29 protein-coding genes are annotated in these 26261 nt (G+C 72.4%); 9 read left to right on the forward strand and 20 right to left on the reverse strand.

All coding sequences use genetic code 11. The features are described from left to right. Window positions 1-155 precede the first annotated feature (155 nt). A complete protein-coding gene (locus ABZ725_RS38645) occupies window positions 156-887 on the reverse strand; it encodes a VIT1/CCC1 transporter family protein (protein WP_358807213.1) in 732 nt (243 codons plus the stop codon). 280 nt (window positions 888-1167) lie between these two features. Between ABZ725_RS38645 and ABZ725_RS38650 the strand changes: the two genes are divergently transcribed. From ABZ725_RS38650 to ABZ725_RS38680, 7 genes are read left to right on the forward strand one after another with little or no spacing between them, the layout of a single operon-like run. After that, window positions 1168-2202 (forward strand): ADP-ribosylglycohydrolase family protein, encoded by a 1035-nt coding sequence (locus tag ABZ725_RS38650; RefSeq protein WP_351910943.1) that lies wholly within the window; start codon window positions 1168-1170, stop codon window positions 2200-2202. Further along, the gene (locus tag ABZ725_RS38655) at window positions 2199-3446 is read left to right on the forward strand and encodes an ADP-ribosylglycohydrolase family protein (RefSeq protein WP_358807082.1); all 1248 of its coding nucleotides are present in this window, start codon (window positions 2199-2201) and stop codon (window positions 3444-3446) included. The genes ABZ725_RS38650 and ABZ725_RS38655 overlap by 4 nt, the downstream gene beginning before the upstream one ends. An 8-nt stretch (window positions 3447-3454) precedes the next feature. Next, entirely contained in the window at window positions 3455-4630 is a 1176-nt protein-coding gene (locus ABZ725_RS38660) for an ADP-ribosylglycohydrolase family protein (protein ID WP_358807083.1), read from the forward strand. Further along, complete coding sequence (locus tag ABZ725_RS38665) at window positions 4618-5994, forward strand: ADP-ribosylglycohydrolase family protein (protein ID WP_358807084.1); 1377 nt, start codon at window positions 4618-4620, stop codon at window positions 5992-5994. The genes ABZ725_RS38660 and ABZ725_RS38665 overlap by 13 nt, the downstream gene beginning before the upstream one ends. Continuing rightward, window positions 5991-6884 carry a ribokinase gene (gene rbsK, locus ABZ725_RS38670; protein WP_358807085.1) on the forward strand — a complete coding sequence of 298 codons (894 nt, stop codon included), beginning with the start codon at window positions 5991-5993 and terminating at the stop codon, window positions 6882-6884. The genes ABZ725_RS38665 and rbsK overlap by 4 nt, the downstream gene beginning before the upstream one ends. Then, window positions 6881-8113 (forward strand): CoA transferase, encoded by a 1233-nt coding sequence (locus ABZ725_RS38675; RefSeq protein WP_358807086.1) that lies wholly within the window; start codon window positions 6881-6883, stop codon window positions 8111-8113. Before rbsK ends, ABZ725_RS38675 begins: the two co-directional genes overlap by 4 nt. Beyond that, a complete protein-coding gene (locus tag ABZ725_RS38680) occupies window positions 8110-8940 on the forward strand; it encodes a CoA ester lyase (protein ID WP_358807087.1) in 831 nt (276 codons plus the stop codon). Before ABZ725_RS38675 ends, ABZ725_RS38680 begins: the two co-directional genes overlap by 4 nt. 67 nt (window positions 8941-9007) lie before the next feature. Here the strand turns inward: ABZ725_RS38680 and lgt are convergent, their stop codons facing one another. From lgt to hisI, 11 genes are all read right to left on the reverse strand, one after another. Next, window positions 9008-10039 (reverse strand): prolipoprotein diacylglyceryl transferase, encoded by a 1032-nt coding sequence (gene lgt / locus ABZ725_RS38685; RefSeq protein WP_358807088.1) that lies wholly within the window; start codon window positions 10037-10039, stop codon window positions 9008-9010. 95 nt (window positions 10040-10134) lie between these two features. Next, window positions 10135-10911 carry a thioredoxin domain-containing protein gene (locus tag ABZ725_RS38690; protein WP_351910951.1) on the reverse strand — a complete coding sequence of 259 codons (777 nt, stop codon included), beginning with the start codon at window positions 10909-10911 and terminating at the stop codon, window positions 10135-10137. Between the two features lie 119 nt (window positions 10912-11030). Continuing rightward, entirely contained in the window at window positions 11031-11849 is an 819-nt protein-coding gene (gene trpA, locus ABZ725_RS38695) for a tryptophan synthase subunit alpha (protein ID WP_358807089.1), read from the reverse strand. Next, window positions 11846-13129 (reverse strand): tryptophan synthase subunit beta, encoded by a 1284-nt coding sequence (gene trpB / locus ABZ725_RS38700; protein ID WP_358807090.1) that lies wholly within the window; start codon window positions 13127-13129, stop codon window positions 11846-11848. Before trpB ends, trpA begins: the two co-directional genes overlap by 4 nt. A gap of 68 nt (window positions 13130-13197) precedes the next feature. Continuing rightward, on the reverse strand, window positions 13198-13425 hold the full coding sequence (locus ABZ725_RS38705; RefSeq protein ID WP_358807091.1) for a tryptophan synthase subunit(beta): 228 nt from the start codon (window positions 13423-13425) through the stop codon (window positions 13198-13200). 21 nt (window positions 13426-13446) lie between these two features. Beyond that, on the reverse strand, window positions 13447-14256 hold the full coding sequence (gene trpC, locus ABZ725_RS38710) for an indole-3-glycerol phosphate synthase TrpC (protein WP_351910954.1): 810 nt from the start codon (window positions 14254-14256) through the stop codon (window positions 13447-13449). Window positions 14257-14400: 144 nt separating this feature from the next. Further along, window positions 14401-14835 (reverse strand): DUF2752 domain-containing protein, encoded by a 435-nt coding sequence (locus ABZ725_RS38715; RefSeq protein ID WP_358807092.1) that lies wholly within the window; start codon window positions 14833-14835, stop codon window positions 14401-14403. 79 nt (window positions 14836-14914) lie between these two features. Further along, entirely contained in the window at window positions 14915-15184 is a 270-nt protein-coding gene (locus ABZ725_RS38720; protein WP_351910956.1) for an HGxxPAAW family protein, read from the reverse strand. Window positions 15185-15357: 173 nt separating this feature from the next. After that, complete coding sequence (locus ABZ725_RS38725; RefSeq protein WP_358807093.1) at window positions 15358-16008, reverse strand: TIGR02234 family membrane protein; 651 nt, start codon at window positions 16006-16008, stop codon at window positions 15358-15360. A 70-nt stretch (window positions 16009-16078) separates the two neighbouring features. After that, entirely contained in the window at window positions 16079-17557 is a 1479-nt protein-coding gene (locus tag ABZ725_RS38730; RefSeq protein WP_358807094.1) for an anthranilate synthase component I, read from the reverse strand. A gap of 11 nt (window positions 17558-17568) precedes the next feature. Next, a complete protein-coding gene (gene hisI, locus ABZ725_RS38735) occupies window positions 17569-17970 on the reverse strand; it encodes a phosphoribosyl-AMP cyclohydrolase (protein ID WP_358807095.1) in 402 nt (133 codons plus the stop codon). Between the two features lie 138 nt (window positions 17971-18108). On the opposite strand from hisI, the gene ABZ725_RS38740 reads away from it, so the two are divergent. Beyond that, window positions 18109-18744 (forward strand): TIGR03085 family metal-binding protein, encoded by a 636-nt coding sequence (locus ABZ725_RS38740; RefSeq protein WP_358807096.1) that lies wholly within the window; start codon window positions 18109-18111, stop codon window positions 18742-18744. Window positions 18745-18772: 28 nt separating this feature from the next. On the opposite strand, the gene hisF is transcribed toward ABZ725_RS38740, so the two are convergent. Genes hisF through hisD form a run of 8 tightly spaced genes read right to left on the reverse strand, consistent with a single transcriptional unit; the run spans window position 18773 to window position 24478 of the window. Next, window positions 18773-19528, reverse strand: coding sequence for an imidazole glycerol phosphate synthase subunit HisF (gene hisF, locus ABZ725_RS38745; protein ID WP_351910961.1), 756 nt, complete (start codon window positions 19526-19528; stop codon window positions 18773-18775). Beyond that, complete coding sequence (locus tag ABZ725_RS38750; RefSeq protein WP_358807097.1) at window positions 19525-19923, reverse strand: RidA family protein; 399 nt, start codon at window positions 19921-19923, stop codon at window positions 19525-19527. Before ABZ725_RS38750 ends, hisF begins: the two co-directional genes overlap by 4 nt. Next, window positions 19920-20645: a bifunctional 1-(5-phosphoribosyl)-5-((5-phosphoribosylamino)methylideneamino)imidazole-4-carboxamide isomerase/phosphoribosylanthranilate isomerase PriA gene (priA, locus tag ABZ725_RS38755; RefSeq protein ID WP_351910963.1), complete on the reverse strand. Its 726-nt coding sequence runs from the start codon at window positions 20643-20645 to the stop codon at window positions 19920-19922. Before priA ends, ABZ725_RS38750 begins: the two co-directional genes overlap by 4 nt. Beyond that, on the reverse strand, window positions 20642-21298 hold the full coding sequence (gene hisH / locus ABZ725_RS38760) for an imidazole glycerol phosphate synthase subunit HisH (protein WP_358807098.1): 657 nt from the start codon (window positions 21296-21298) through the stop codon (window positions 20642-20644). Before hisH ends, priA begins: the two co-directional genes overlap by 4 nt. Next, window positions 21289-21453 (reverse strand): hypothetical protein, encoded by a 165-nt coding sequence (locus ABZ725_RS38765; protein ID WP_358807099.1) that lies wholly within the window; start codon window positions 21451-21453, stop codon window positions 21289-21291. Before ABZ725_RS38765 ends, hisH begins: the two co-directional genes overlap by 10 nt. A gap of 3 nt (window positions 21454-21456) precedes the next feature. Beyond that, entirely contained in the window at window positions 21457-22050 is a 594-nt protein-coding gene (gene hisB, locus ABZ725_RS38770; RefSeq protein ID WP_351910966.1) for an imidazoleglycerol-phosphate dehydratase HisB, read from the reverse strand. Then, entirely contained in the window at window positions 22047-23156 is a 1110-nt protein-coding gene (locus tag ABZ725_RS38775; protein ID WP_351910967.1) for a histidinol-phosphate transaminase, read from the reverse strand. Before ABZ725_RS38775 ends, hisB begins: the two co-directional genes overlap by 4 nt. Next, a complete protein-coding gene (gene hisD, locus ABZ725_RS38780) occupies window positions 23153-24478 on the reverse strand; it encodes a histidinol dehydrogenase (RefSeq protein WP_358807100.1) in 1326 nt (441 codons plus the stop codon). The genes ABZ725_RS38775 and hisD overlap by 4 nt, the downstream gene beginning before the upstream one ends. A gap of 167 nt (window positions 24479-24645) precedes the next feature. Here hisD and ABZ725_RS38785 point away from each other — a divergent pair, with 167 nt between their 5' ends. Continuing rightward, on the forward strand, window positions 24646-26241 hold the full coding sequence (locus ABZ725_RS38785; protein ID WP_358807101.1) for an oxidoreductase: 1596 nt from the start codon (window positions 24646-24648) through the stop codon (window positions 26239-26241). Window positions 26242-26261: the final 20 nt, after the last annotated feature.

The following is a 26261-nucleotide window of genomic DNA, read 5'->3' on the forward strand; positions in this document are numbered from 1 at the left end:
CGGTCCGGAAGGCGAGGGGAGCGGCGTCACTCACCCCGCGAGTGCGCCGTAGGCGTCATTGCCCACAGCGCTTACGGCTCATGCCCATTGGTTAAGCCGTCGAAACCAGTCAGTAACGACTACTTATGCGGCCCAACGCATAAGTAGCATCCGACCTATCCTACGACCGCTCCGAACAAGCTGCCCAGGGCGTACGTCACACCGGCCGCGGCGCCCCCGAGGGCGAGCTGCCGCAGCCCGCTGAACCACCAGGTCCGCGCGGTCACCCGGGCCACCACGGCGCCGCAGCCGAACAGTCCGAGCAGTGCGAGCAGCACGGCCGGCCACAGCGAGGCCGCCCCGAGCAGATACGGCAGCACGGGCAGCAGCGCGCCCAGCGCGAACGCCCCGAAGCTCGACACGGCGGCGAGCACCGGCGAGGGCAGATCGGACGGATCGATGCCCAGCTCCTCGCGGGCGTGGATCTCCAGCGCCTGCTCGGGATCGCGTGACAGCTGCTTCGCGACCCGTCGGGCCAGCGCGGGCTCGACCCCCCGCGCCTCGTACAGCCCGGCGAGCTCCGCCTCCTCGTCCTCCGGGTGCTTTCGCAGCTCCTGGCGCTCGACGTCCAGTTCGGCCTCGACGAGCTCCCGCTGCGAGGAGACGGAGGCGTACTCGCCGGCGGCCATGGAGAAGGCGCCGGCCGCCAGCCCGGCGAGCCCGGTGATGACGACGGTCTGCTGCCCGACCGAGCCGCCGACGACTCCGGTCATCAGGGCGAGGTTGGAGACCAGGCCGTCCATCGCGCCGAACACGGCGGGCCGCAGCCAGCCTCCGTTGACGTCCCGGTGCGTGTGGTTGTCGCGGTGCGCCTCGTGCAGCGGCGCCTCGCTGTCGATGACGGACATGATCGCCATGGGGTCCCCCAGAAAAGCTGAGCCTAAGCTAACTTTAGACAGATTCCAATTTCCGACGACGGCCAAGTTACTCTCATGCATTCCCGTCCGCCAGGAAGGCGAGGATGCCCTAACCTGCGGCTTTACCTTCGATCGCTCATTCGATCGGGTCCCCGCACAAATGTCGACCGGGTGACATGGAGGGGTTTCAGGCTGAGGTCAACCGCCGATGGTGGGACACATCCGCAAAGGGTCCCGCGCCCGTGCGGGACCCCCGAAGGAGAGGCCCCGCATGCCATCGATCCGTGAACGGGCCCGCGGCGCCCTGCTCGGCCTCGCCGTCGGCGACGCCCTGGGCGCCCCCGCGGAGAACATGAAGCCGTCACAGATCCGCGCCCGCTGGGGCCGCATCACGGGCTATGTCACCGACCGGCCGGCCGGCACCGACGACACCGAGTACGCGATCTTCTCCGGCCTGCTGCTCGCCCGCCACGGCTCCGCGCTCACCCCGGCCCACGTGGAGTCGGCCTGGCACCAGTGGATCGCCGACCTCGACGAGGGCCCCTTCCGCGGCGCCGGCTTCAGCGAACGCGGCACCCTGGAGAACCTCCGCCGCGGCCTCGCGGCGCCGATCTCGGCACAGCACCGGCACGCCTGGAGCGACGGACTGGCCATGCGCGCGGCGCCCTTCGGCGTCTTCGCCGCGGGCCGCCCGGCGGAAGCCGCCCGGCTCGTCGCGATCGACGGCGCGGTGAGCCACGACGGCGAGGGCATCTACGGCGGCCAGGCGGTCGCGGCGGGAGTGGCGGCGGCGATGGCGGGCGCACCGACGATCGCGGTGGTGGCCGCGGCCCTGGCGGTGGTCCCCGAGGACTCCTGGACGGCACGTTCCCTGCGCCGCGCGGTGGCCGTGGCCCACCGGGGCGAACGGGCGGTCCGCTCCGCCGTCGTCATCGGCGGCTACCCCTGGACCGACCTGGCCCCTGAGGCCGTCGCCCTCGCCTTCGGCGCATACGCGGCGGCCGACGGCGACTTCCGCGAAGCCGTCCTCACGGCGGTGAACATGGGCCGCGACGCGGACACGACGGCCGCGGTGGCCGGCGCCCTGGCCGGCGCCACCCGGGGCGTCTGCGCGATCCCGCCGGACTGGGCGGCCGCCATCGGCCCGGCCCGCGGGACCTGCCTCCCGTCGATGGCCGGCCACCACGTCCTGGACGTGGCGGAGCTGCTGGTACCCGAAGAGGGCGGAAAGTGGGGCGAGGGAATGATCGCCGAAGAACTCGTACCGAGCCTGATGGGCCACACCGGGGCGGAGGCACGATCGTGAGGCCGCCGGGACCGTGGGACGAGGGAATGACAGCCGGAACGGCGACGGCGGACCCGGTCACAGCCGCGGCCGCCGCCACCGACACCGCCCCACAGGGGCCACCCGCGCCGCAGCCGCAGGCAAAAGCGCAGGTACGCCGTATCGAAGGCCTGCTCCTGGGCCTCGCCGCAGGCGACGCCGCCGGATGGCCCGCCGCCCGCCACCGAGCCGCCCGCATGCCCGAGTGGACCCGCCGCCTCACCCGCGAACTCGACACCTTCGCCGAGCACAACGCGACGACCACCCTGCCCGTCCCCATCGCCCTGAACCAACCCCCCGAGCCCCTCCGCCTCGGCCCCTCCGACGACGCCGAATGGGCGGCGTTCGCCGCGGAGGCGGTCCTCAGGGCCGGAGACGACACCGCCCTCGGCGACCTCAGCAGGGCACGCCGTATGCGCGCCGCGATCGACCTCGCCTGGAACGCCCTGGCCAGCGAGGTCGCCGCGGCAGCGGACCGCGCCCCCGAGGTCGAGTCCGCCGTCCTCCCCCTGCGCGCCCGGATCTCCGTCCGGGCCGGCCTCGGCAACCTCGCCGCCGGACTGCGGCCCCCCGCCACCGGCCACGACAACCCCCACTACTTCGACGACGCGGCCTGCGTACGCGCCTGCCTCCTCGCGGTGGCCCACCCCGGCGACCCCCGACTCGCCGCCGAACTCGCCGAGTTCGACGCCCGCTACACCCAGGACGGCGACGGAGTGCACGGCGCCCGCGCGATGGCGGCGGCCCTCGCGCTGGCCCTCGTCGGCGCGGACCCCGAAGACTGTGTGACGGCGGCGCTCGCCGAACTCCCCGAGCACACCGAGATCGGCCGCAACGCCCGGCACGCGCTCAAGCTGGCCCACGACGCCGACAGCGCCTTCGCACTCATCCCCCTCCTGGAACACCAGATCGTCGACCACGTCTACAGCTACGGCATCGCGGCGGCGGAGACGGTCCCGGTGGCCCTCGCCCTGGTGACGGCGTCCGGCGGCCGTATCTCCGAAGCGGTGCCGGCGGCGGCCTGTCTGTCCCGGGTCGCGGACTCCGCCCCGGCCCTCGCGGGCGCGCTGACCGGCGCGTTGGGCGGCGGCGCCGCGATCCCCGCCTCGTGGCGGGACAGCTGCGGCACCCTCTCCGGCTGCGTGCTCCCCCGGCTCACCGACACGGACCTGGTGGAACTCGCCGAACTCCTGGAAGCCACACAACCGGCCCCACCAGGAGGATGATTCGGGGCATGAGCCCCAAACCGCAAGAAAGCGACGGCGCAACCCTCGCAGAGCGCATCACCGGCGCCCTGGTGGGCGCGGCCGTCGGCGACGCCCTCGGCGGCCCCGTCGAGGGCTACTCCCCGGAGCAGATCGTCGAACGGCACGGCGGCCGCGTCCACGGCATCGTCGGCCCCTGGAACGGCGACGACTGGCGCACCGCCCGCCCCATCGCCCCGTACCACAAGGGCGACGGCCACGTCACCGACGACACCTTGATGACCCACGCGCTGATCAGGGTCTACGCCACGGTCCGCGACCACCTGGACGCCTACGCGATCGCCGACCACCTGGTCCCGGACCTGATGACGACACCCCGCTGGATCCCGGAGCTGGAGGCGGAGGCGCTCCCCCTGCAGCGGATCTTCCTGGCGGAGAAATGGCTGGTGACAAGAGTTCACTACGGCCATGCCGACCCCCGCGAGGCCGGCGTCGGCAACATCGTCAACTGCGGTGCGGCGATGTACATGGCTCCCGTGGGCCTGGTCAACGCGGCCGATCCGGCGGGCGCGTACGCCGAGGCGCTGGACATCGCGGGCGCCCACCAGTCGTCGTACGGCCGCGAGGCGGCGGGTGTCTTCGCGGCGGCGGTGGCGGCCGCATGCGCTCCGGGCGCGACGGCGCAGTCGGTCGTGACGGCCTGTCTGGCCCTGGCGAAGGACGGCACGCGCACCGCGATCGAGAAGGTCTGCGAAACGGCGGCCCGCCACAGCGACTTCGAGTCCGCGCTCGTCCCGCTGCGGGAGGCGGTGGCGCCGTACGACACGGTGGGCCCCGACTACCGTCGGCCCTCCCTGGCCGCCCGCCGCCCCTCCCGCGTGCACGCGATCGAGGAACTCCCCGTCGCCCTGGGCATGTTGCTGGTCGCGGACGGCGACTACCGGCAGGCGGTCCTCGGCTCCGTGAACTACGGCCGCGACTGCGACTCGATCGCGACGATGGCGGGAGCGATCGCCGGCGCCCTCGGCTCGCCGGTCCCGGACGACTGGTCGAAGCAGGTAGCCGAGGCCAGCCGGCTCGACCTCTGGCAGCCGGCGGCGACGCTCACCGAGGTCGCCCACGAGGTCTTCCACCGCGACGCCGAGCGCCGCCGCACCCACGAGCGGGCGTTCCTCGCCCTCGGAGGCCCGCGATGCTCCGACTGACCTGGGTCCAGCCGGAGGACCTCCTCGGCCACGAACTGCGCCAGGCGGCCGAGGACGGCCGTGAGCCATGGGCGATCGCCGCACGCTGGAAGGCGGCGGGAGGCTGCGAGGCGCCGGCCCGAGCGGGTGCGTCCCCCCACCGCGCCTCCCGCTATCTGCGTCTCCTCGCGGAAGACCTGCTGGACGAACTGGCGGACCTGCCCAGCAGATCGGCGGAGGACGAGCCGACCGAACCGGAGCGGATCAAGGCCCTGTGCCCGCAGTGGCCCAGCGGCAGCCGTTCCCCCTCCCCCGCGCCCTCCCGGTCCCGCCTGGAAGCCGCCTGGCTGGGCCGGGCCGTCGGCTGTCTGCTCGGCAAGCCGGTCGAGAAACTCCCCCTCGACGCCATCCGCGACCTCGCCCGCGCCACCGGAAACTGGCCCCTGAACTCCTACTTCACCGCGAGAGGGGTCCCTGGGCCGCTCCTCGACGCGCACCCCTGGAACCGCCGCTCGGCGCCCACCTCCCTCGCCGAGAACATCGACGGCATGCCCGAGGACGACGACCTCAACTACCCCCTCCTCAACCTCCTCCTACTCAAGCGTCACGGCAGGCACTTCACCACCGCGGACGTGGCCCGGCTCTGGCTGGACGAGCTCCCGGCAGGCCGCACCTTCACCGCCGAACGCGTCGCCTACCGCAACCTCCTCTGCGGCATCGAGCCCCCGCAGACCGCCCGCCACCGCAACCCCTTCCGCGAGTGGATCGGCGCGCTGATCCGCGCCGACGTCCACGGCTGGACCAACCCCGGCGACCCGGCCGCCGCGGCCGAACAGGCCCACCGGGACGCCGTCCTCACCCATACCGCCAACGGCGTCTACGCGGCGATGTTCACGGCGGCCGCCGTCGCCACGGCAGCGACCGGCGCCCACGACGTCCACTCCTGTCTGCGCACCGGCCTGAGCGTCGTACCGCCCCGTTCCCGCCTCGCCCGGGCCGTCGCCCACGCCGTCCGACTCGCCGAGGAACACCCCGACTTCGACACGGTCGTCGACGAACTCCACGCCGCCCACAAGTCGGTCCACTGGGTGCACGCCGTCCCCAACACCGCCCTGATCGCCGCCGCCCTCACCCACGCGGACGGGGACTTCACCGGCTCCATCTGCCGTGCGGTGTCCGGGGGTTGGGACACCGACTCCAACGGCGCGACGGCCGGCGGCATCGCCGCCCTCCTGACCGGTGACCCGGCCGCCCTCCCCGAGCGGTGGACGGCTCCCCTCAAGAACCGGCTGGCCACCTCCGTCGCCGACTTCAACGGCGTCGGCTTCGACGCCCTGGCCCACCTCACCTGGTCCCTCACCCACCGGGAGGCTTCCCAGCCATGACCGACATCGTCGTGCTCGGCAGCACGAACATGGACCTCGTCGCCTACGTCGAGAAGCCCCCGCAGCGCGGGGAGACCGTGACCGGACGGGAGTTCCGAACGATCCCGGGCGGCAAGGGCGCCAACCAGGCGATCGCCGCGGCCCACGCGGGCGCCGTCGTCTCGATGATCGGCGCGGTCGGCAACGACGCCTTCGGCACCCGCCTGCGCTCCACCCTCGAACACTCCGGCGTCAACACCGACCACCTGCGCACCGTCGAGCGCCCCTCCGGCACCGCGCACATCGTCGTGGACGACGAGGGCGGCAACGCGATCGTCGTCATCCCCGGCGCGAACGGCACCGTCGACCATCTCGTCCCCGGCGACGAGGTCCTCATCGCCTCCGCCGACGCCCTCCTGCTCCAACTCGAAGTCCCCCTGGCCGCGGTCGTGGCCGGAGCCCGGGCGGCCCGCGCCCACGGCGTCCGGACGATCCTCACCCCGGCCCCCGCCCAACCCCTCCCGCCCGAACTCCTCGCCGCCACCGACCTGTTGGTCCCCAACGAGCACGAGGCGGCCACGCTCACCGGCCGCACCGACCCGCGCGAGGCGGCCACCGCCCTGCTGGACAGCGTGCCCGAGGTGGTCATCACCCTGGGCTCGGCCGGCAGCCTGTACGCGGCCCGGGGCGCCGAACCGCTGACCGTCCCCGCCCCGCGCGTCACCGCCGTGGACTCGACCGGCGCGGGCGACACGTTCGTCGGCGCCCTCGCGGTGGCGCTCGGCGAGGAACTCCCCGTGCGGGAGGCCCTGGCGTGGGCGGCCGCCGCGGCGGCGCTGTCGGTCCAGCGGCCCGGCGCCTCCGCCTCGATGCCGTACCGCTCCGAGATCGAGACGCAGTACACGTCATGACCGAGACCGCCACCGACACGGCCACCGAGTCCGCCCCCGAGAAGACCACTCCCCTGCACGGCGTGCGCGTCCTCGACCTCGCCACCCTCTTCGCCGGCCCCCTCGCCGCCACCATGCTCGGCGACTTCGGCGCGGAGGTCATCAAGGTCGAGCACCCCACCCGGCCCGACCCGTCCCGAGGCCACGGCCCGTCCAAGGACGGGGTGGGCCTGTGGTGGAAGCTCCTCGGCCGCAACAAGCGCACGATCACCCTGAACCTCTCCAGACCCGGCGGCCGCGCCACCCTCCTGCGGCTCGCCGCCACCGCCGACGTGATCATCGAGAACTTCCGCCCCGGCACCCTGGAGAAGTGGGACCTCGGCTGGGAGGAGCTGTCGGCGGCCAACCCCCGCCTGGTCCTCGCCCGCGTCACGGCCTTCGGCCAGTTCGGCCCCTACGCGCACCGCCCCGGCTTCGGCACCCTCGCCGAGGCGATGAGCGGATTCGCCGCGATCACCGGAGAACCGGACGCCTCCCCCACCCTCCCGCCGTTCGGCCTGGCCGACTCGATCGCGGGCCTGGCCACCGCCTACGCCGTCATGACGGCCCTCGCCGCACGCGAGCGCACCGGCGAGGGCCAGGTCGTCGACATGGCGATCATCGAGCCCATCCTGACCGTCCTGGGCCCCCAGCCCCTCTGGTACGACCAGCTGGGATACGTCCAGGCCCGCACCGGAAACCGGTCCGCCAACAACGCCCCGCGCAACACCTACCGCACGGCCGACGGCAGTTGGGTCGCCGTCTCGACCTCGGCCCAGTCGGTCGCGGAGCGGGTGCTGCGGCTGGTCGGCCGCCCCGAGCTGATCGACGAGCCCTGGTTCGCGACCGGCGCGGACCGGGCCGCCCACGCCGACGTCCTCGACGAGGCGGTCGGCGCCTGGATCGCCGCCCGCACCCGCACCGACGTCCTCGCCGCCTTCGAGAAGGCCGAGGCCGCGATCGCCCCGATCCAGGACGTACGGGACGTGATGACGGACCCCCAGTACCAGGCCCTCGACACCATCACCGCGGTGGACGACCCCGAACTGGGCCGGATCCGTATGCAGAACGTCCTCTTCCGGCTCTCCTCGACCCCCGGCGCGATCCGCTGGGCCGGCCGCCCGCACGGCGCCGACACCGAGACGGTGCTGACCGAGCTGGGCCTCACACCGACCGAGCTGTCCGCCCTGCGCACCGAGGGCGCCCTATGACGGCACTCCCTCTGACCTGGCTCTACGTCCCCGGCGATCACCCGAAGACCGTCACCAAGGCCCTTGCCTGCGGCGCCGACGTCGTCATCATCGACCTGGAGGACGCGGTCGCCCCCGACCGTAAGGAGTACGCCCGTACGGCCACCGCCGAACGCCTGTCCGAACCCCAGCCGGTCCCGGTCCACGTCCGGGTGAACGCCCTGGACACCCCGTTCGCCTCCGCGGACGTCCGCACGATGGCCGCCCTCCCCGGGGTCTCCGGCCTGCGCCTGCCCAAGGTGACCTCCCCGCACCAGATCACCCGGGTCGCCGAGACCGCGCCCCGCGCCGAGGCCGGAGCCACCCCGCTCCACGCCCTGCTGGAAACAGCCCTCGGCATCGAACACGCCTACGCCATCGCGTCCGCCCACCCCTCCCTGCGCGGCATCGCCCTCGGCGAGGCGGACCTCCGGGCCGACCTGGGCGTCCGCGAGGACGCGGGCCTCGACTGGTCCCGCTCCCGCGTGGTCGTCGCCGCCCGGGCCGCCGGGCTCGCGCCCCCGCCCCAGTCGGTCCACCCCGACATCCGCGACCTGGACGGCCTGGCCACCAGCTGCGCCCACGGCCGCACCCTCGGCTTCCTGGGCCGCGCCGCCATCCACCCCCGCCAGCTCCCGATCATCGAACGGGCCTACCTGCCCACCCAGCAGGAGCTGGAGGACGCCGAGACGATCGTCAAGGCGGCCGCCACCGACCAGGGCGCCCAGGCCCTCCCGGACGGCCGCTTCATCGACGCGGCCGTGGTGGCCACGGCCCACCGCACGCTGTCACTGGCCCGCAGCACCTAGCTCCCCCACACATACGACGAGGGCGCCCGGCAGACCCCGGGCGCCCTCGTCGTCGTACGACCAGCCGTCAGCTCTTCTTACCGGCCGACTCGGCTTCGTCCTTCTTCACGTCAACACCGTCGGACTCGGCATCGGCATCGGTCTCGACCTCGGCCTTGGCCTTGGCTTCGGCGTCGTCCTTGGCTTCGGCCTCGACGTCGGTGTCGTCAGCCTTGGCCTTGTCCTCCGACTTGCCCTCGCCCTCGTCGTCGCCGTCGGAGTCCGCGTCGGCGTCGGAGGCCTCCGCACCCGGCTCGACCACCGCTTCGCGCCCCGGCCGCTTCTTCGCCGAGATCACGATGTACGTCACCGCGAGCAGGAACACGATCAGCGCGGTCCAGACGTTGAGCCGCAGACCGAGGATGTGGTGGGCGTCGTCGACGCGCATGTTCTCGATCCACGCGCGGCCCGCGCAGTACCCGGCGACGTACAGCGCGAACGCCCGGCCGTGGCCCAGCTTGAAGCGGCGGTCGGCCCAGATGACGAGGAGCGCGACGCCGATGCACCACAGCGACTCGTACAGGAACGTCGGGTGGTAGTAGCCCGGCACCCGGCCGTCCGCGGAGGACGTGATGTGCAGGGCCCAGGGGAGGTCGGTCTCCTTGCCGTACAGCTCCTGGTTGAACCAGTTGCCCCAGCGGCCGATGGCCTGTGCGAGGGCGATGCCGGGCGCGATGGCGTCCGCGTACGCGGGCAGTGCGATGCCCCGGCGACGGCAGCCGATCCACGCGCCCACCGCACCGAGCGAGATCGCGCCCCAGATGCCGAGGCCGCCCTCCCAGACCTTGAAGGAGTCCACCCAGTCGCGGCCGTCGCTGAAGTACAGCTCGTAGTCCGTGATCACGTGGTAGAGCCGACCGCCCACCAGTCCGAAGGGCACCGCCCAGACGGAGATGTCGGCCACCGTGCCGGCCCGCCCGCCCCGGGCGAGCCAGCGCCTGTTGCCGAGCCAGACCGCGACGAAGACGCCGATGATGATGCAGAACGCGTAGCCGCGCAGCGGAACGGGGCCGAGGTACAGCACTCCGTGCGACGGGCTGGGAATGTAGGCAAGGTTCATGGCAGGGTCGACGCTACCTTGCCGGACCGGGCCGACGGCGGGCAGCCCGGCAACGGCTCCATAACGGGCAGGTGTGAAAAGGACTCAGCGCTTCGTCACCCCTTGTCGGCGTCCTCCACCATCTGCTTCAGCTTCGCCGGGGTCATCGACTGGTCCTGGTAGATGTTCTTGCCGTTGAACAACACGGTCGGGGTGCCGCCGAAGTGGCCGTTCTGGAAGGCCTGGTTGGACTTGTCGACCCAGCTGCCGTGCGTGCCGTCCTCGACACACGTGCGAAACGCGGGCGTGTCGAGACCGTCGACCTTGGCCGCGAGCTCGATGAGTCTGCTGTTCTCGGCGTAGGCGTCCTTCGTTTCTTCCGGCTGGTTCTCGAACAGCACGTCGTGGTACGCGGTGAACTTTCCGACGTCCTGGGCGCAGGCCGCCGCGTTGGCCGCGTTGCGGGAGCCGCTGCCGCCCATGTTCCCGTCGATGAGGGTGGCCAGGTGGTACTCGACCTTGAGCTTTCCGGCTTCCGCCAGCTCATGGACCGTGGGTCGGTACGCCGTCTCGAAGGCCTTGCAGGCCGGGCAGCGGAAGTCCTCCCACACCGTGAGCGTGGACTTGGCGGTGTCCTTGCCGACGGGGATCGCGAGCGCGTCCTCGCCCTGTGCGCCCGAGGGCGCCACGACCGGGCCCGCCTTGTCGCTGGTGTCGTCCTTGCCGGAGTTCGCGGCGACGACGCCGATCACCGCGGCCAGCCCCAGCACACAGACCACGCTCGCGCCGACGATCAGTGTGCGCCGACGCCGCTCGGCGGCCTTCTGCTTGTCGCGCTCCGCCGCCAGCCGCTCCCGGGCAGTGCGCTTTCCGTCACGATTCTTCTCGCTCACACCCCCAGAACGAACCGGGGAGGCGCAATGCGCCTCCCCGACCCCAGGTCCACCCGTTCGGGTGACCGAACCTCCTGTTACGCCTGACGGCTCACACCCGACGGCTCACACCCGACGGCTCACGCCTGTCCGCGCACGCCCTTCGCCAGCTCGCCCGCGAGCGCACGGACCGCCTCGACGCCTGCCGCGTCGTCCGGCGCGTCCAGCATCCGCTTGACGAAGGCCGAGCCGACGATCACTCCGTCGGCGAAGCCCGCCACCTCGGCGGCCTGCCGAGCGTCGGAGACGCCGAGGCCGACGCAGACGGGCAGGCCGGTGCCGGTGGCCCGGGTCCGCTCGACCAGGTCCTGGGCCTGCGCGCCGACCGACTCACGGGTGCCGGTGACGCCCATCAGCGAGGCGGCGTAGACGAAGCCGCTGCCCGCCTCGGTGATCTGCGCGAGCCGTGCGTCCTTGCTGCTCGGCGCCACGACGAAGACCGTCGCGAGGCCGTGCTTCTCGGCGTGCTCCCTCCACAGCGCCGCCTCCTGGACCGGCAGGTCGGGCAGGATGCAGCCCGCCCCGCCCGCCTCGGCCAGCTCGGCGGTGAAGCGCTCGACGCCGTAGCGGTCGATGGGGTTCCAGTACGTCATGACGAGGATCGGCCTGCCGGTGGCCTCGAAGGCCTCGCGCACCGTGCGCATGACGTCCGCGATGCGCACCCCGCCGCGCAGGGCGATGTCGTCGGCGGTCTGGATGACCGGGCCGTCGAGGACGGGGTCGCTGTGCGGCAGCCCGACCTCGACCACGTCCGCGCCGCCGTCGAGGACGGCCTTGATCGCCTCGATGCCGCCGTCCACGGTCGGGAACCCGGCCGGGAGGTAGGCGATGAGCGCGGCACGGCCGTCCGCCTTGGCGGCGGCGAGGGTGTCCGACAGCAGTTGGATGTTGCCGCTCACTTGGCGTCCCCCTCGATCTCGGCGGTGTCGGCCGTGTTGGCGGCGACCTCGGCGTCGGTGTCGTACAGCCCGAAGTAGCGGGCGGCCGTGTCCATGTCCTTGTCGCCGCGGCCGGACAGGTTGACGATGATCAGCCCGTCCTTGCCGAGCTCCCTGCCGACCTCCAGGGCCCCGGCCAGCGCATGGGCGCTCTCGATGGCCGGGATGATGCCCTCGGTGCGCGACAGCAGACGCAGCGCCTGCATGGCCGCGTCGTCGGTGACCGCGCGGTACTCGCCGCGGCCGCTGTCCTTGAGGTAGGAGTGCTCGGGGCCGATGCCCGGGTAGTCCAGGCCGGCCGAGATGGAGTACGGCTCGGTGATCTGGCCCTCGTCGTCCTGCAGGACGTAGGAGCGGGAGCCGTGCAGGATGCCGGGCTCGCCGGCGGTGAGGGTGGCCGCGTGCTCGCCGGTCTCGATGCCGTGGCCGGCCGGCTCGCAGCCGATCAGCCGGACGTCGGCGTCCGGGATGAACGCGTGGAAGAGACCGATGGCGTTGGAGCCGCCGCCGACGCAGGCGACGGCCGCGTCGGGCAGGCGTCCCGCGCGCTCCAGGATCTGGCGGCGGGCCTCGACCCCGATGACGCGGTGGAAGTCGCGGACCATCGCCGGGAAGGGGTGGGGGCCTGCGACCGTGCCGAACAGGTAGTGGGTGCGGTCGACGTTGGCGACCCAGTCGCGGAAGGCCTCGTTGATGGCGTCCTTCAGCGTGCGGCTGCCGGACTTCACGGCCACGACCTCGGCGCCCAGCATGCGCATGCGCGCCACGTTGAGGGCCTGGCGCTGGGTGTCGATCTCGCCCATGTAGATCGTGCAGTCGAGACCGAACAGGGCGCAGGCGGTGGCCGTGGCCACGCCGTGCTGGCCCGCGCCGGTCTCGGCGATCACGCGCGTCTTGCCCATGCGCTTGGTGAGCAGCGCCTGGCCGAGCACGTTGTTGATCTTGTGGGAGCCGGTGTGGTTGAGGTCCTCGCGCTTGAGGAACACCCGGGCGCCGCCCGCTTCCGCGGCGAACCGGGGCACCTCGGTGAGCTGCGAGGGGCGGCCGGTGTAGTGGACCAGCAGGTCCTCGAGCTCGCGCGCGAACTCGGGGTCGTGCTTGGCCTTGTCGTACTCGACGGCGACCTCGTCGACGGCGGCGACGAGGGCCTCCGGGATGAACTTGCCGCCGAACGCGCCGAAGTAGCCCTCGGTGTCGGGGACTTGACCCTCGGGGTCGGGAATGAAGAACTCGCTGGGCATGCGTCTACCTCACGGTGAGTGCGGGAAAAAACACTGAGCGCCGTGGGGGCGGGGGTTGTCGTATGACCTCAGGCCGTATGCGGCTGGTCGCGCTCGCGCGGCGGCAGCCGCAGATCGAGCAGGGCCCCGCGCCCCTGGGTAGGCCATCGCATGCCGTTCACCTGGCCAGGCTCGTCTCCGATGACGTAGCGCACCCGACGGCCGTGCACCCTGCGTGCGGGCGCACGGCAACCACGAGGGCGGCAGCCGCGCGCGAGGCGGGCGTACCGGTCCGTGGCAGTTGTCGTGGGCGTCATCGGGGCAAGCCTATCGAAAGATCAACTGCGGCCGTGCCGCAGTGCCGGGTGTTCGCCCGCCGCGACCAGGTCGGCCACCGCCGTCTTCGGGTCGCGGCCCGTCACCAGGGACTCGCCGACCAGGACCGCGTCGGCGCCGGCGTTGGCGTAGGCGATGAGGTCGTGCGGGCCTCGGACGCCGGACTCGGCGATCTTGACGATGTGGTCCGGGATCTCGGGGGCGACGCGCTCGAAGGTGCCCCGGTCGACCTCGAGGGTCTTCAGGTTGCGCGCGTTGACGCCGATCACCTTCGCGCCCGCGTCGACCGCGCGCTCCACCTCGTCCTCGTCGTGGACCTCGACGAGCGGGGTCAGGCCGATGGAGACGGCACGCTCGATCAGCGACTCCAGGGCCGACTGTTCGAGGGCGGCCACGATCAGCAGTGCGAGATCGGCGCCGTACGCGCGGGCCTCCCACAGCTGGTACGAGGTGACGATGAAGTCCTTGCGCAGGACCGGGATGTCGACCCGGGCGCGGACGGCCTCCAGGTCGGCCAGCGAGCCGCCGAAGCGGCGCTGTTCGGTGAGGACGGAGATGACGGCCGCGCCGCCCGCCTCGTAGTCCGCGGCGAGGCCGGCCGGGTCGGCGATCGCGGCCAGCGCGCCCTTGGACGGGCTGGAGCGCTTGACCTCGCAGATGACCTTGACGCCGTCGCCCCGGAGTGCGGCGACCCCGTCCTTGGCCGCGGGGGCCTTCGCCGCGCGCTCCTTGAGCTCGTCGAGGCTGACGCGCGCCTGCCGCTCCGCGAGGTCGGCACGGACTCCGTCGATGATCTCGTCGAGCACACTCACGCGAGCGGCCCCCTTCCAGCTGAGAGACGGGTGACAGTTCCAGCGACCAGCGAAAAAGGTGGTCACTGCGATGGTATCCGGAGGAAGGCGAAGGCCTCACATCCGGTTGACGGCGGTCCCAATACCTGGACGTCCGTCTGTTGATCAAGGGTGTAGCCAGCCACCGAACGGCAGGTTCCGGACAACCGTGAAGACCAGCAGCAACGCGCCCGCCGCCCAGAGCTGCACCGAGGTGAGATCGACGCGCACCGGTCGTCCACGGGCCGCACGGACCACCCAGACGGTCCACAGAACCGCGAAGCCCAGGTAGGCCAGAACGGCGGGCGCGTTGTCCTGGAGGGCGGCCTGGAAGTCGCCGTGCACGACGGCGTGCGCGCTGCGCAGGCCGCCGCAGCCGGGGCAGTACAGGCCCGTGTAGCGCAGCAGGGGGCAGGCGGGATAGTGACCGGGCTCGTTGGGGTCGACGGCCCCGACGTAGGCGAAGGCCCCGGCGACGGCCGCGAGGATCCCGGCGGGCACGGCCAGTCGTCCCAGGGCCGTGGACGTCACCCTCTGGCTGTCGGCGTTCACGCCTCGCATTGTGCCCCGCCGGTGCGCCGTGCGCGCGTGAGGGGCGGCCGGTTGCGCACCGGCCGCCCCTCATGAAGTCGCGGGAGACTCAGCCCTCGACGCTCGCCGGCTCACGGGTCGCGGTGGCCGCCGGGGTCGCCGCGACCCGGTGCACCGGGTGCGCGGTCCGCGGCTGGCCGAGGCCCGCCGCGCGCATCGCCATGCCGACGACACCGGCGAGAGCCACGATCGCCATGCCGGCCCAGAAGCCGAGCGGCTCGGCCATCACCATGAACGCGCCCGCGACGGTGAACCCGATGATGGCGATGGTGACACCGGTCCAGGCGGCCGGGGTGTGTCCGTGGCTGCTGCCCGCCATGTCTTGCTCCTCAGTGCTGTCTCTGTGTCCGTCCGAGCCGGACGCTCATCGTCCATTGTCCCGTACGCGCACGCGTACGGGACGCGGGGGTGGTCATCGGTCGCGTCTGATTCACCACATCGAGAGCCGCGCCGAAGAGGTCGGAAGAAGTCGGGAGAGGTCGGGAGGGGCGATCAGGCCGGATCCATGCCCGTCGGGTCCTCGCCTCGGTCCAGGGCCTTCCACATGTCCTCGGGCCGGTCGGGGTCGACGGGCCGGGCCGCGCGCCGGGGGCGCGGGGTGCCGTCGCGCTCGTAGCGGCCGGACATGGCGGGCCACAGCCGGCCGTAGCGCAGGGCGAGCAGGCCGGCCAGGAGGATCAGGGCGCCGCCCACGGCCGCGGCGTAGGGCCAGGCGGTGTGGGTGAAGGAGGCGACGGTGGCCGTGGTGTCGCCGGAGGCCTTTGCGGCCTGTTCGTCGAGGGCGGCGCCGTCGGTGGCGCCGAGCAGCGCGGCGGTCATGATCCCGGCGCCGGAGAGCGCGAGCAGGGCGGAGACCGCGAAGCGTCCGGCCCGGCGGACGGCGAAGACGGCGACGAGCGCAGCGAGGCCCACTATGGCGAGCGCCGCGGGCAGGCCCGTGACGTCGCTGCCCTTGGCGGTCAGCGGGAAGGCGCCGCCGGCGACCGTCGCCGTGCCCTCCGACCAGCGCTGCCGGGTGGAGAGCAGGGCCACGGCCGCGCCCAGCGCACCGCACAGCAGGGCGACGGCGAGGCTCAGACGGCCCGACCGGGCGGAGGCGGCTTCGGAACGGGGGTGCGGAACAGCAGCAGTCACGTACCCCACTATCGCCTGAACCCCGGGCGAACCGGCACCCGGGGTTCACGTGATACGCGCCCCACTGTCCGGACGGCGGCTATCCGGCGAGCCGGTTGGCGGTGTGGACCGCGCGCAGTACGGCCGCCGCCTTGTTGCGGCACTCCTGGTCCTCGGCGACCGGGTCGGAGTCGGCGACGATGCCCGCGCCGGCCTGGACGTAGGCGGTGCCGTCGCGCAGCAGGGCCGTGCGGATGGCGATGGCGGTGTCGGAGTCGCCCGCGAAGTCCAGGTAGCCCACGCAGCCGCCGTACAGGCCGCGGCGGGAGGGCTCCAGTTCGTCGATGATCTGCATGGCGCGCGGCTTGGGGGCGCCGGAGAGGGTGCCGGCGGGGAAGCAGGCGGTGAGGACGTCGAACGCGGTGCGGCCGGTCGCGACCTTGCCGGTGACCGTGGAGACGATGTGCATCACGTGCGAGTACCGCTCGATGGACATGAAGTCGACGACCTCGACCGAGCCCGGCTCACAGACCCGGCCCAGGTCGTTGCGGCCCAGGTCGACGAGCATGAGGTGCTCGGCGCGCTCCTTGGGGTCGGCGAGCAGCTCGTCGGCGAGGGCCTGGTCCTCCTGCGGGGTGGCCCCCCGGTGCCGGGTGCCGGCGATGGGGTGGACCAGGGCGTGGCCGTCCTCGACCTTGACCAGGGCTTCCGGGGAGGAGCCCACGACGTCGAAGCCCTCGAAGCGGAACAGGTACATGTACGGGGAGGGGTTGGTGGCGCGCAGCACCCGGTACACGTCCAGGGCGCTCGCCGTGCACGCCGTCTCGAAGCGCTGTGAGGGGACGACCTGGAAGGCCTCGCCCGCGCGGATGCGCTCCTTGACGTCCTCGACGGCTTCCTGGAAGTCGGGGCCGCCCCACCGGGCGGTGTACTCGGGGAGTTCGGAGGGCGGCAGCACGGCGGGCGGCTGGGCGACCGGGCGGGCGAGGTCGGCCTCCATGGCGTCGAGCCGGGCCGTCGCGTCCGCGTACGACTCGTCCACGCCCGTGTCGAGGTCGTTGTGGTTGATCGCGTTGGCGATCAGCAGGACGGAGCCCTCCCAGTGGTCCATGACGGCGAGATCGCTGGTCAGGAGCATGGTCAGTTCGGGGAGCCGCAGGTCGTCCCGCTCGCCGGGGCCGATCTTCTCCAGGCGGCGGACGATGTCGTAGCCGAGGTAGCCGACCATGCCGCCGGTGAAGGGGGGCATGCCCTCCTGGTGGGGGGTGTGCAGGGCCTCGATGGTGGCGCGCAGCGCGGCGAGCGGGTCGCCGTCGACGGGGACGCCGACGGGCGGGGTGCCGAGCCAGTGCGCCTGTCCGTCCCGCGCGGTGAGCGTGGCCGAGCTGCGGACGCCCACGAAGGAGTACCGGGACCAGGAGCGGCCGTTCTCCGCGGACTCCAGCAGGAAGGTGCCGGTGCGCTCGGCGGCGAGCTTGCGGTAGAGCGCGACCGGGGTGTCGCCGTCGGCGAGGAGCTTGCGGGTGACCGGGATGACCCGACGGTCGGTGGCCAGCTTGCGGAACGTCTCGAGGTCCATGGCGGCTGACCTTACTGATCCGAGGCCGGTACGCCGGAATCGGCGCCCTCGGCGTCCTTGAGGAGCACATCGGCGTCGAAGCAGGTGCGCGCGCCGGTGTGGCAGGCGGCGCCGACCTGGTCGACCTTGACCAGCACGGTGTCGGCGTCGCAGTCGAGGGCGACCGACTTGACCCACTGGAAGTGGCCGGAGGTGTCGCCCTTGACCCAGTACTCCCGGCGGCTGCGCGACCAGTAGGTGCAGCGGCCGGTGGTGAGCGTGCGGTGCAGTGCCTCGTCGTCCATCCAGCCGAGCATGAGCACCTCACCGGTGTCGTACTGCTGGGCGATGGCGGGGACGAGCCCGTCGGCGCTGCGCTTGAGGCGTGCGGCGATCTCGGGGTCGAGGGTGCTGGGCGAGGGCGTGCTGGTCATGCCTGCCATTGTGCCGCGCGCCACTGACAGTGACGGTGCGGTGTCCACTGATTGGAAGGAGCGGCGCGACGCGTCTCGGTGGGGGTGGTGGTCGGGCGACGGGTGGGCGGTCCTCGTACGTGGTCGTAGGCTGACTCCATGTCGACTTTCGCCAAGCGTGAACGGCTCCTGCTCGCCGACCTCTTGGAGACCGCGGGTCCCGAGGCGCCGACCCTCTGCGAGGGCTGGCAGACCCGGGATCTGGCGGCGCATGTGGTGGTGCGCGAGCGCCGACCGGACGCGGCCGGGGGGATCCTGATCAAGCAGCTCGCGTCCCGCCTGGACAAGGTGATGGAGGAGTTCGCCGCCAAGCCGTACGAGGAGCTCCTCCAGCTGATCCGCACGGGTCCGCCGCGCTTCTCCCCCTTCCAGCTCAAGCAGCTCGACGAGGCGTCGAACACGATCGAGTTCTACGTCCACACCGAGGACGTCCGCCGCGCCCGGCCCGACTGGACGCCGCGCGAGCTCGACCCGGTGTTCCAGGACGCGCTGTGGTCCCGGTTGGAGCGCACCGCGCGCCTGATGGGCCGCGGCACCCCGACGGGCCTGGTCCTGCGCCGCGCGGACGGCCGTACGGCGGTCGCCAACCGGGGCACGCCGGTCGTGACGGCGACCGGGGAGCCGTCGGAGCTGCTGCTGTTCCTGTACGGCCGGCAGAGCGCCGCGAAGGTGGAGCTGGACGGCGACAAGGACGCGATCGCCAAGCTGTCGGCCGGCAAGCAGCTCGGGATCTGAGCGGCGGCGGATGTCGGCTGCGAGCTGACTAGCGAACGGGATGCCCGGCGCCCCGCAGCGCGTCCTTCACCTCACCGATCCGCAGATCGCCGAAGTGGAACACCGACGCCGCCAGGACCGCGTCCGCGCCCGCCTCGACCGCCGGCGGGAAGTCGGCGAGCTTGCCGGCGCCGCCGGAGGCGATCACCGGGACCGTCACGTGCTTGCGGACCGCGGCGATCATCTCCAGGTCGTAGCCGTCCTTCGTGCCGTCCGCGTCCATCGAGTTGAGCAGGATCTCGCCCGCGCCCAGCTCGGCCGCCCGGTGCGCCCACTCGACGGCGTCGATGCCGGTGCCCTTGCGGCCGCCGTGCGTCGTCACCTCGAAGCTCCCGGACGGGGTCCGCCGGGCGTCCACCGACAGCACCAGGACCTGGCTGCCGAACCGCTCGGCGATCTCCTTGATCAGCTCGGGTCGGGCGATGGCCGCGGTGTTCACGCCCACCTTGTCGGCGCCCGCCCGCAGCAGCTTGTCGACGTCCTCGGGAGCGCGCACCCCGCCGCCGACGGTCAGCGGGATGAAGACCTGCTCGGCGGTGCGGCGCACCACGTCGTAGGTCGTCTCGCGGTTGCCCGACGAGGCGGTGATGTCCAGGAACGTCAGTTCGTCGGCGCCCTCGGCGTCGTACACCTTGGCCATCTCGACGGGGTCGCCCGCGTCGCGCAGGTTCTGGAAGTTGACGCCCTTGACGACCCGGCCGTTGTCCACGTCCAGGCAGGGGATGACTCGTACGGCGAGGCTCATGGTGCGGACTCCCCTCGGAACGCCTCGACCTCGACCTCGACGACCAGACTCGGGTCCACGAGGCCGGAGACGATGATCATGGATGCGGCGGGCCGGACGGCGTCGAACAGCTCCTTGTGGGCGCGGCCGACCTCCTCCACGTCCCGGGCGTGGGTGAGGTACATGCGCGTGCGCACGACGTCGTCGCTGCCGAGGCCCAGCTGCCCCAGCGCCGCGAACGCGACGTTGAAGGCGTTGACCGTCTGCTCGTAGGGGCCGCCGCCGGCGATCTGGCCGTCCACTATCGAGGTGCAGCCGGAGACCAGCACCAGGCCGTTCGGCAGCTCCACCGCGCGGGAGTAGCCGAAGGCGTCCTCCCAGGGCGCGCCGGTCGAGACGCGTCGCAGATCGCTCACCGGGCCACCGCCTCCAGGGCCTCTTCCAGGGTGAACGCCTTCGCGTAGAGCGCCTTGCCGACGATGGCGCCCTCGACGCCGAGCGGCACCAGCTCGGCGATGGCGCGGAGGTCGTCGAGGGACGACACGCCGCCCGACGCCACGACCGGCCGGTCCGTCGCCGCGCACACATTGCGCAGCAGCTCCAGGTTCGGGCCCTGCAGCGTGCCGTCCTTGGCGATGTCGGTGACGACGTACCGTGCGCAGCCCTCGCCGTTGAGCCGCTCCAGCGTCTCGTAGAGGTCGCCGCCGTCCCGGGTCCAGCCGCGGCCGCGCAGGGTCGTGCCCCGCACGTCCAGGCCCACCGCGATCTTGTCGCCGTGCTCGGCGATGACCTTGGCGACCCAGTCGGGCGTCTCCAGGGCGGCCGTGCCCAGGTTCACGCGCGTGCAGCCGGTGGCGAGGGCGGCGGCCAGGGTGTCGTCGTCGCGGATGCCGCCGGACAGCTCCACCTTGATGTCCATCGCCTTCGCGACCTCGGCGATCAGCGCCCGGTTGTCGCCGGTGCCGAACGCGGCGTCCAGGTCGACCAGGTGCAGCCATTCTGCGCCCGAGCGCTGCCAGGCGAGGGCGGCCTCGAGCGGGGAGCCGTAGGAGGTCTCGGTCCCGGACTCGCCGTGCACGAGCCGGACGGCCTGGCCGTCGCGGACGTCGACGGCGGGGAGGAGTTCGAGCTTGCTCACAGTGTTCCGATCCAGTTGGTGAGGAGCTGGGCGCCGGCGTCGCCGGACTTCTCGGGGTGGAACTGCGTGGCCCACAGGGCGCCGTTCTCCACGGCGGCCACGAACGGCTTGCCGTGCGTCGACCAGGTCACCTTGGGGGCGCGTATGGCCGGGTTCAGCACTTCGAGGGACCAGTCGTGGACGGCGTAGGAGTGCACGAAGTAGAAGCGCGCGTCCGCGTCCAGCCCGGCGAAGAGCTCGGAGCCTTCCGGCGCGTCGACGGTGTTCCAGCCCATGTGGGGCACGATGTCGGCCTGGAGCGGGCCGACGGTGCCGGGCCATTCGTCCAGGCCCTCGGTCTCCACACCGTGCTCGATGCCGCGCGCGAACAGGATCTGCATGCCGACGCAGATGCCCATCACCGGGCGTCCGCCGGACAGCCGGCGGTCGATGATCCAGTCGCCGCGGGCCTCGCGCAGGCCCTTCATGCAGGCGGCGAAGGCGCCGACGCCCGGCACCAGCAGTCCGTCGGCGTTCATGGCTGTGTCGAAGTCACGCGTGATCTCGACGTCGGCCCCGGTGCGCGCGAGGGCGCGCTCGGCGGAGCGGACGTTGCCGAAGCCGTAGTCGAAGACGACGACCTTCTTGGATGCGGTGCCTTTGCTCAATTCCACACCTCCAGCCTCATGACGCCGGCGACGAGACACATCGTCGCGCCGATCGAGAGCAGCACGATCAGGCTCTTCGGCATCTGCTGCCTGACGAAGGAGTAGATGCCGCCGGCCAGGAAGAGGCCGACGACGATCAGGATGGTCGACAGTCCGGTCATGGCTCAGAGCGCGCCCTTCGTGGAGGGAAGGATGCCGGCCGCGCGCGGGTCGCGCTCGGAGGCGTAGCGCAGGGCTCGGGCCAGCGCCTTGAACTGGCACTCCACGATGTGGTGCGCGTTGCGCCCGTAGGGCACGTGCACGTGCAGCGCGATCTGCGCCTGGGCGACGAAGGACTCCAGGATGTGCCGGGTCATCGTGGTGTCGTACTCGCCGATCATCGGCGCCATGTTCTCGGGCTCGGTGTGCACGAGGTACGGGCGGCCGGAGAGGTCGACGGTGACCTGGGCGAGGGACTCGTCCAGCGGGACCGTGCAGTTGCCGAAGCGGTAGATGCCCACCTTGTCGCCGAGGGCCTGCTTGAAGGCGGCGCCCAGCGCGAGGGCGGTGTCCTCGATGGTGTGGTGGGAGTCGATGTGCAGATCGCCGTCGGTCTTGACGGTCAGGTCGAACAGACCGTGCCGGCCGAGCTGGTCGAGCATGTGGTCGTAGAAGCCGACGCCGGTCGACACATCGACCTTGCCGGCGCCGTCGAGGTTGATCTCGACGAGGACCGACGTCTCCTTCGTGGTGCGCTCTATGCGTCCTACGCGGCTCATGCGCTCTGCTCCTTCTTGACTTCACGGACCGCGTCGAGGAACGCGTCGTTCTCTTCGGGGGTTCCTGCGGTGACCCGCAGCCAGCCGGGCACGCCGTTGTCCCGGACCAGGACGCCCCGGTCGAGGATCTGCTGCCAGACCGCGTGGGCGTCTTCGAACCGCCCGAACTGCACGAAGTTGGCGTCGGACGCGGTGACCGCGTAGCCGATCGCGCGCAGCTCGCTCACCAGCCGGTCCCGCTCCGACTTCAGCTGCTCGACGTACTTCAGCAGCGTGTCGGTGTGCTCCAGCGCGGCCAGGGCGGTCGCCTGGGTGACGGCCGAGAGGTGGTACGGCAGCCGGACGAGCTGGACGGCGTCCACCACCGCCGGGTGCGCGGCGAGGTAGCCGAGGCGCAGCCCCGCCGCGCCGAAGGCCTTCGACATCGTGCGCGAGACGACGAGATTCGGCCGACCTTCGAGCAGCGGCAGCAGTGAGTCGCCGTGGCTGAACTCGATGTACGCCTCGTCGACCACCACCATCGACGGCTTGGCGGCCTGCGCGGCCTCGTACAGCGCGAGGACCGTCTCGGCCGGGACCGCGGTGCCGGTGGGGTTGTTGGGGGTGGTGATGAAGACGACGTCCGGGCGGTGCTCGGCGATCGCCTTCTCGGCGGCCGCGAGGTCGATGGTGAAGTCCTCGCGCCGAGGACCGGAGATCCAGCCGGTTCCGGTGCCGCGTGAGATGAGCCCGTGCATCGAGTAGGACGGCTCGAAGCCGATCGCGCTGCGGCCCGGCCCGCCGAAGGTCTGCAGCAGCTGCTGCAGGACCTCGTTGGAGCCGTTGGCGGCCCATACGTTGGCCGGGCCGACCTCGTGGCCGGAGGTGTCCGTCAGGTACTGCGCGAGCCGGGTGCGCAGTTCCACGGCGTCCCGGTCCGGGTAGCGGTTGAGGTTCCGGGCGGCCTCGCGCACCCGCTCGGCGATCCGCTCGACCAGCGCCTCGGGCAGCGGGTAGGGGTTCTCGTTCGTGTTCAGCCGTACCGGCACGTCCAGCTGGGGCGCGCCGTAGGGGGACTTGCCGCGCAGCTCGTCCCGTACGGGGAGATCGTCGATTCCGAAGTTCACTTGCTCGCCGGTACCTTCCACTCGAACCGGGCCTTGATCGCCGCGCCGTGCGCGGGCAGGTCCTCCGCCTCCGCCAGCGTCACCACGTGGTGCGCGACCTCGGCCAGCGCGTCGCGCGTGTAGTCGACGATGTGGATGCCCCGCAGGAAGGACTGCACGGACAGCCCGGAGGAGTGGCAGGCGCAGCCGCCGGTGGGGAGCACATGGTTGGACCCGGCCGCGTAGTCGCCCAGGGACACCGGCGCCCAGGGCCCGATGAAGATCGCGCCCGCGTTCTTCACCCGGTCGGCCACGGCGGCGGCGTCGGCCGTCTGGATCTCCAGGTGCTCGGCGCCGTACGCGTCGACCACCTTGAGGCCTTCCTCCACCCCGTCGACCAGCACGATCGCCGACTGCCGGCCGGCCAGCGCCGGGACGATCCGGTCCTCGATGTGCTTGGTGGCCGCGACCTGCGGCTGAAGCTCCTTCGCGACCGCGTCCGCCAGCTCGACGGAGTCGGTGACCAGGACGGCGGCGGCCAGCGGGTCGTGCTCGGCCTGGCTGATCAGGTCGGCGGCCACGTGCACCGGGTCGGCCGTGTCGTCGGCCAGGACCGCGATCTCGGTCGGGCCGGCCTCGGCGTCGATGCCGATCTTGCCGGTGAAGTAGCGCTTGGCGGCGGCGACCCAGATGTTGCCGGGGCCGGTGACCATGTTGGCGGGCGCGCAGGACTCGGTGCCGTACGCGAACATCGCGACGGCGGTGGCGCCGCCGGCCGCGTAGACCTCGTCGACGCCGAGCAGCGCGCAGGCGGCGAGGATCGTGGGGTGCGGAAGGCCGTCGAACTCGGCCTGCGCCGGGGAGGCGAGCGCGATGGACGGGACGCCGGCCTCCTGCGCGGGCACCACGTTCATGATCACGGAGGACGGGTAGACCGACCGGCCGCCGGGCGCGTACAGCCCGACCCGCTCGACCGGCACCCACTTCTCGGTCACCGACCCGCCGGGCACGACCTGGGTCGTGTGCGTCGTACGGCGCTGCTCGCGGTGGACGAGACGGGTGCGGCGGATGGACTCCTCCAGGGCCGCGCGCACGGCCGGGTCGAGCTGCTCCAGCGCCTCGGTGATCGCCCGCGCCGGGACCCGTACGGATTCCAGCCGCACTCCGTCGAACCGCTCGGCGAAGTCGATCAGCGCCGCGTCGCCCCGATGATGCACGGCCTCGCAGATCGGACGCACCTTCTCCAGGGCGGCCGAGACGTCGAAGTCGGCTCGGGGCAGCAGGTCGCGCAGTGCGGGGCCCTCGGGGAGGGCGTCGCCGCGCAGATCGATTCGGGAGATCACGCGGTCAATTCTCTCAGACCGGAATCGGGCGTCGTCCGCGCGTATCAATGGCTGATACAGAACGTGGCCGGAACCCTGAAGATCGCCTTCCCCCTTAGCGTTCGGGGGTCGCCCAGCGGGCATGAACGGCTGTGCGAAACCGGTGAGTAACGAAGAGGGTGAACAGCGTGACGGAGGGGGCGGGCATCCGTACGGGAGACGGCACGGGAGACCTGCCGGACGACCTGACCGCCGCCGAGGCAGGCATGTGGCAGGCCTTCCGCAACGGCAGCGCGTACGACCTGAGCAGCGGGGACACGGTCGTCGACGATCCGCACGGAGGGCATCCGTGGGGCGCGGCGCGGACCGTGCGGGCCCGGATCGTGGCCTGGCTGCTGCTGGCCGGACCGCCCGCGCTGGCCGGCCGGGTGGCGTCCCTCAAGCTCTCCGGCGTGCAGATCAGCGGCACCCTGGACCTCGCGGGCGGCACGGTGGTGCCGTACGTGGAGCTGAAGCGCTGCCGGTTCGAGCGCGAGGTGCTGCTGCCGGAGGCGCGGTTCACGACCCTGCGGATGGTGGACTGCTCGGTGCCGCGCCTGGAGGCGGCCCGGGTGCACACCGAGGGCGATCTGCACCTCCCGCGCTGCCGCTTCCACAACGGCGTACGGCTCACCGACGCGCACATCGGCACGGACCTGCTGCTCAACCAGGCGATCGTCTACCGCGACCGCACCGGCCGCTCGATCGCCGGCGACGGCTTGACGGTCGGCCAGGACCTCCAGGCCGAGCTCCTCGAATCGCACGGCGAGCTGAGTCTGCGCAGCGCCAAGATCGGCGTGTCGTTGAGCCTGCGCGGGGCGCGGCTGGCCAACCCGTACACGCGGCTCGCGCTGAACGCCCCGCAGCTGACCGTGGAGCGCTCGCTGTATCTGACCCCGGCGGGCGTCGGCGGCCAGGCGCTGAGCGGCACGACCCCCGCGCGCGGGACGCGCATCCAGCGCTTCGAGTGCCGGGGCGGGGTGCGCCTGGACGACGGCCGGTTCGGGGACGCCGTGGACCTGGAGCGGGCCCGGTTCACCTTCACCGACGACCAGGAGCTGTCGCTGCGCCGGGTGCAGACGCCCGAGCTGCGCTTCCTCGGGGAGCCGCCGAGACGCGGCAAGGTCGTGCTGTCCGGCGCCCGGGTGATCAACCTCGTGGACCGCGCGAGCGCCTGGCCGGGCCCCGGCAATCTGCACATGGGCGGCTTCGCGTACGAGAACCTGGTGCCGCAGGGACCGTTCCCGCTGGCCGAGCGGTTGCGCTGGGTGGCCGCGGCGACCGCCGAGTACGCCCCGGAACCGTACGAGCGGCTGGCGACCGTGCTGCGGGCCGGCGGGGAGGACGAGGACGCCCGCGAGGTGCTGCTGGCCAAACAGCGCCGCCGCCGCGAGACGCTGCCGCCGGCCGCGAAGCTCCTGGGGTACGTGCAGGACTGGACGGTCGCGTACGGCTACCGGCCGGGCCGGGCGGCGGTGTGGATGGCGGTGCTGTGGGCGGCGAGCTCGCTGGCCTTCGCGCACGCCGCGCATCCGCCGGTCGACGGCAACGGCGACGGACACCCGCCCTGGAACCCGGCCCTCTTCGCCCTCGACCTGCTGCTGCCGGTCATCGACCTGGGGCAGGTCGGCCAGTGGCGGTTGCACGGCGGCTGGCAGTGGCTGTCCACGGCGCTGATCCTGCTCGGCTGGATCCTGGCGACGACGGTGGCGGCGGGGGCGACGCGGCTGCTGCGCCGGGGCTGACACGGCTGCTGCGCCGGGGC

Source organism: Streptomyces sp. NPDC006872 (assembly GCF_040635845.1).
In the GTDB taxonomy this organism is placed as follows: domain Bacteria; phylum Actinomycetota; class Actinomycetes; order Streptomycetales; family Streptomycetaceae; genus Streptomyces.

Bases quoted from the DNA above. Each gene is read 5' to 3' on its own strand.
- ABZ725_RS38645 (WP_358807213.1), bottom strand. From the start codon at position 887: ATGTCCGTCATCGACAGCGAGGCGCCGCTGCACGAGGCGCACCGCGAC.
- ABZ725_RS38650 (WP_351910943.1), top strand. From the start codon at position 1,168: ATGCCATCGATCCGTGAACGGGCCCGCGGCGCCCTGCTCGGCCTCGCC.
- ABZ725_RS38660 (WP_358807083.1), top strand. From the start codon at position 3,455: ATGAGCCCCAAACCGCAAGAAAGCGACGGCGCAACCCTCGCAGAGCGC.
- ABZ725_RS38665 (WP_358807084.1), top strand. From the start codon at position 4,618: ATGCTCCGACTGACCTGGGTCCAGCCGGAGGACCTCCTCGGCCACGAA.
- rbsK (WP_358807085.1), top strand. From the start codon at position 5,991: ATGACCGACATCGTCGTGCTCGGCAGCACGAACATGGACCTCGTCGCC.
- ABZ725_RS38675 (WP_358807086.1), top strand. From the start codon at position 6,881: ATGACCGAGACCGCCACCGACACGGCCACCGAGTCCGCCCCCGAGAAG.
- ABZ725_RS38680 (WP_358807087.1), top strand. From the start codon at position 8,110: ATGACGGCACTCCCTCTGACCTGGCTCTACGTCCCCGGCGATCACCCG.
- lgt (WP_358807088.1), bottom strand. From the start codon at position 10,039: ATGAACCTTGCCTACATTCCCAGCCCGTCGCACGGAGTGCTGTACCTC.
- trpB (WP_358807090.1), bottom strand. From the start codon at position 13,129: ATGCCCAGCGAGTTCTTCATTCCCGACCCCGAGGGTCAAGTCCCCGAC.
- ABZ725_RS38705 (WP_358807091.1), bottom strand. From the start codon at position 13,425: ATGACGCCCACGACAACTGCCACGGACCGGTACGCCCGCCTCGCGCGC.
- ABZ725_RS38715 (WP_358807092.1), bottom strand. From the start codon at position 14,835: ATGCGAGGCGTGAACGCCGACAGCCAGAGGGTGACGTCCACGGCCCTG.
- ABZ725_RS38720 (WP_351910956.1), bottom strand. From the start codon at position 15,184: ATGGCGGGCAGCAGCCACGGACACACCCCGGCCGCCTGGACCGGTGTC.
- ABZ725_RS38730 (WP_358807094.1), bottom strand. From the start codon at position 17,557: ATGGACCTCGAGACGTTCCGCAAGCTGGCCACCGACCGTCGGGTCATC.
- hisI (WP_358807095.1), bottom strand. From the start codon at position 17,970: ATGACCAGCACGCCCTCGCCCAGCACCCTCGACCCCGAGATCGCCGCA.
- ABZ725_RS38740 (WP_358807096.1), top strand. From the start codon at position 18,109: ATGTCGACTTTCGCCAAGCGTGAACGGCTCCTGCTCGCCGACCTCTTG.
- hisF (WP_351910961.1), bottom strand. From the start codon at position 19,528: ATGAGCCTCGCCGTACGAGTCATCCCCTGCCTGGACGTGGACAACGGC.
- ABZ725_RS38765 (WP_358807099.1), bottom strand. From the start codon at position 21,453: ATGACCGGACTGTCGACCATCCTGATCGTCGTCGGCCTCTTCCTGGCC.
- hisB (WP_351910966.1), bottom strand. From the start codon at position 22,050: ATGAGCCGCGTAGGACGCATAGAGCGCACCACGAAGGAGACGTCGGTC.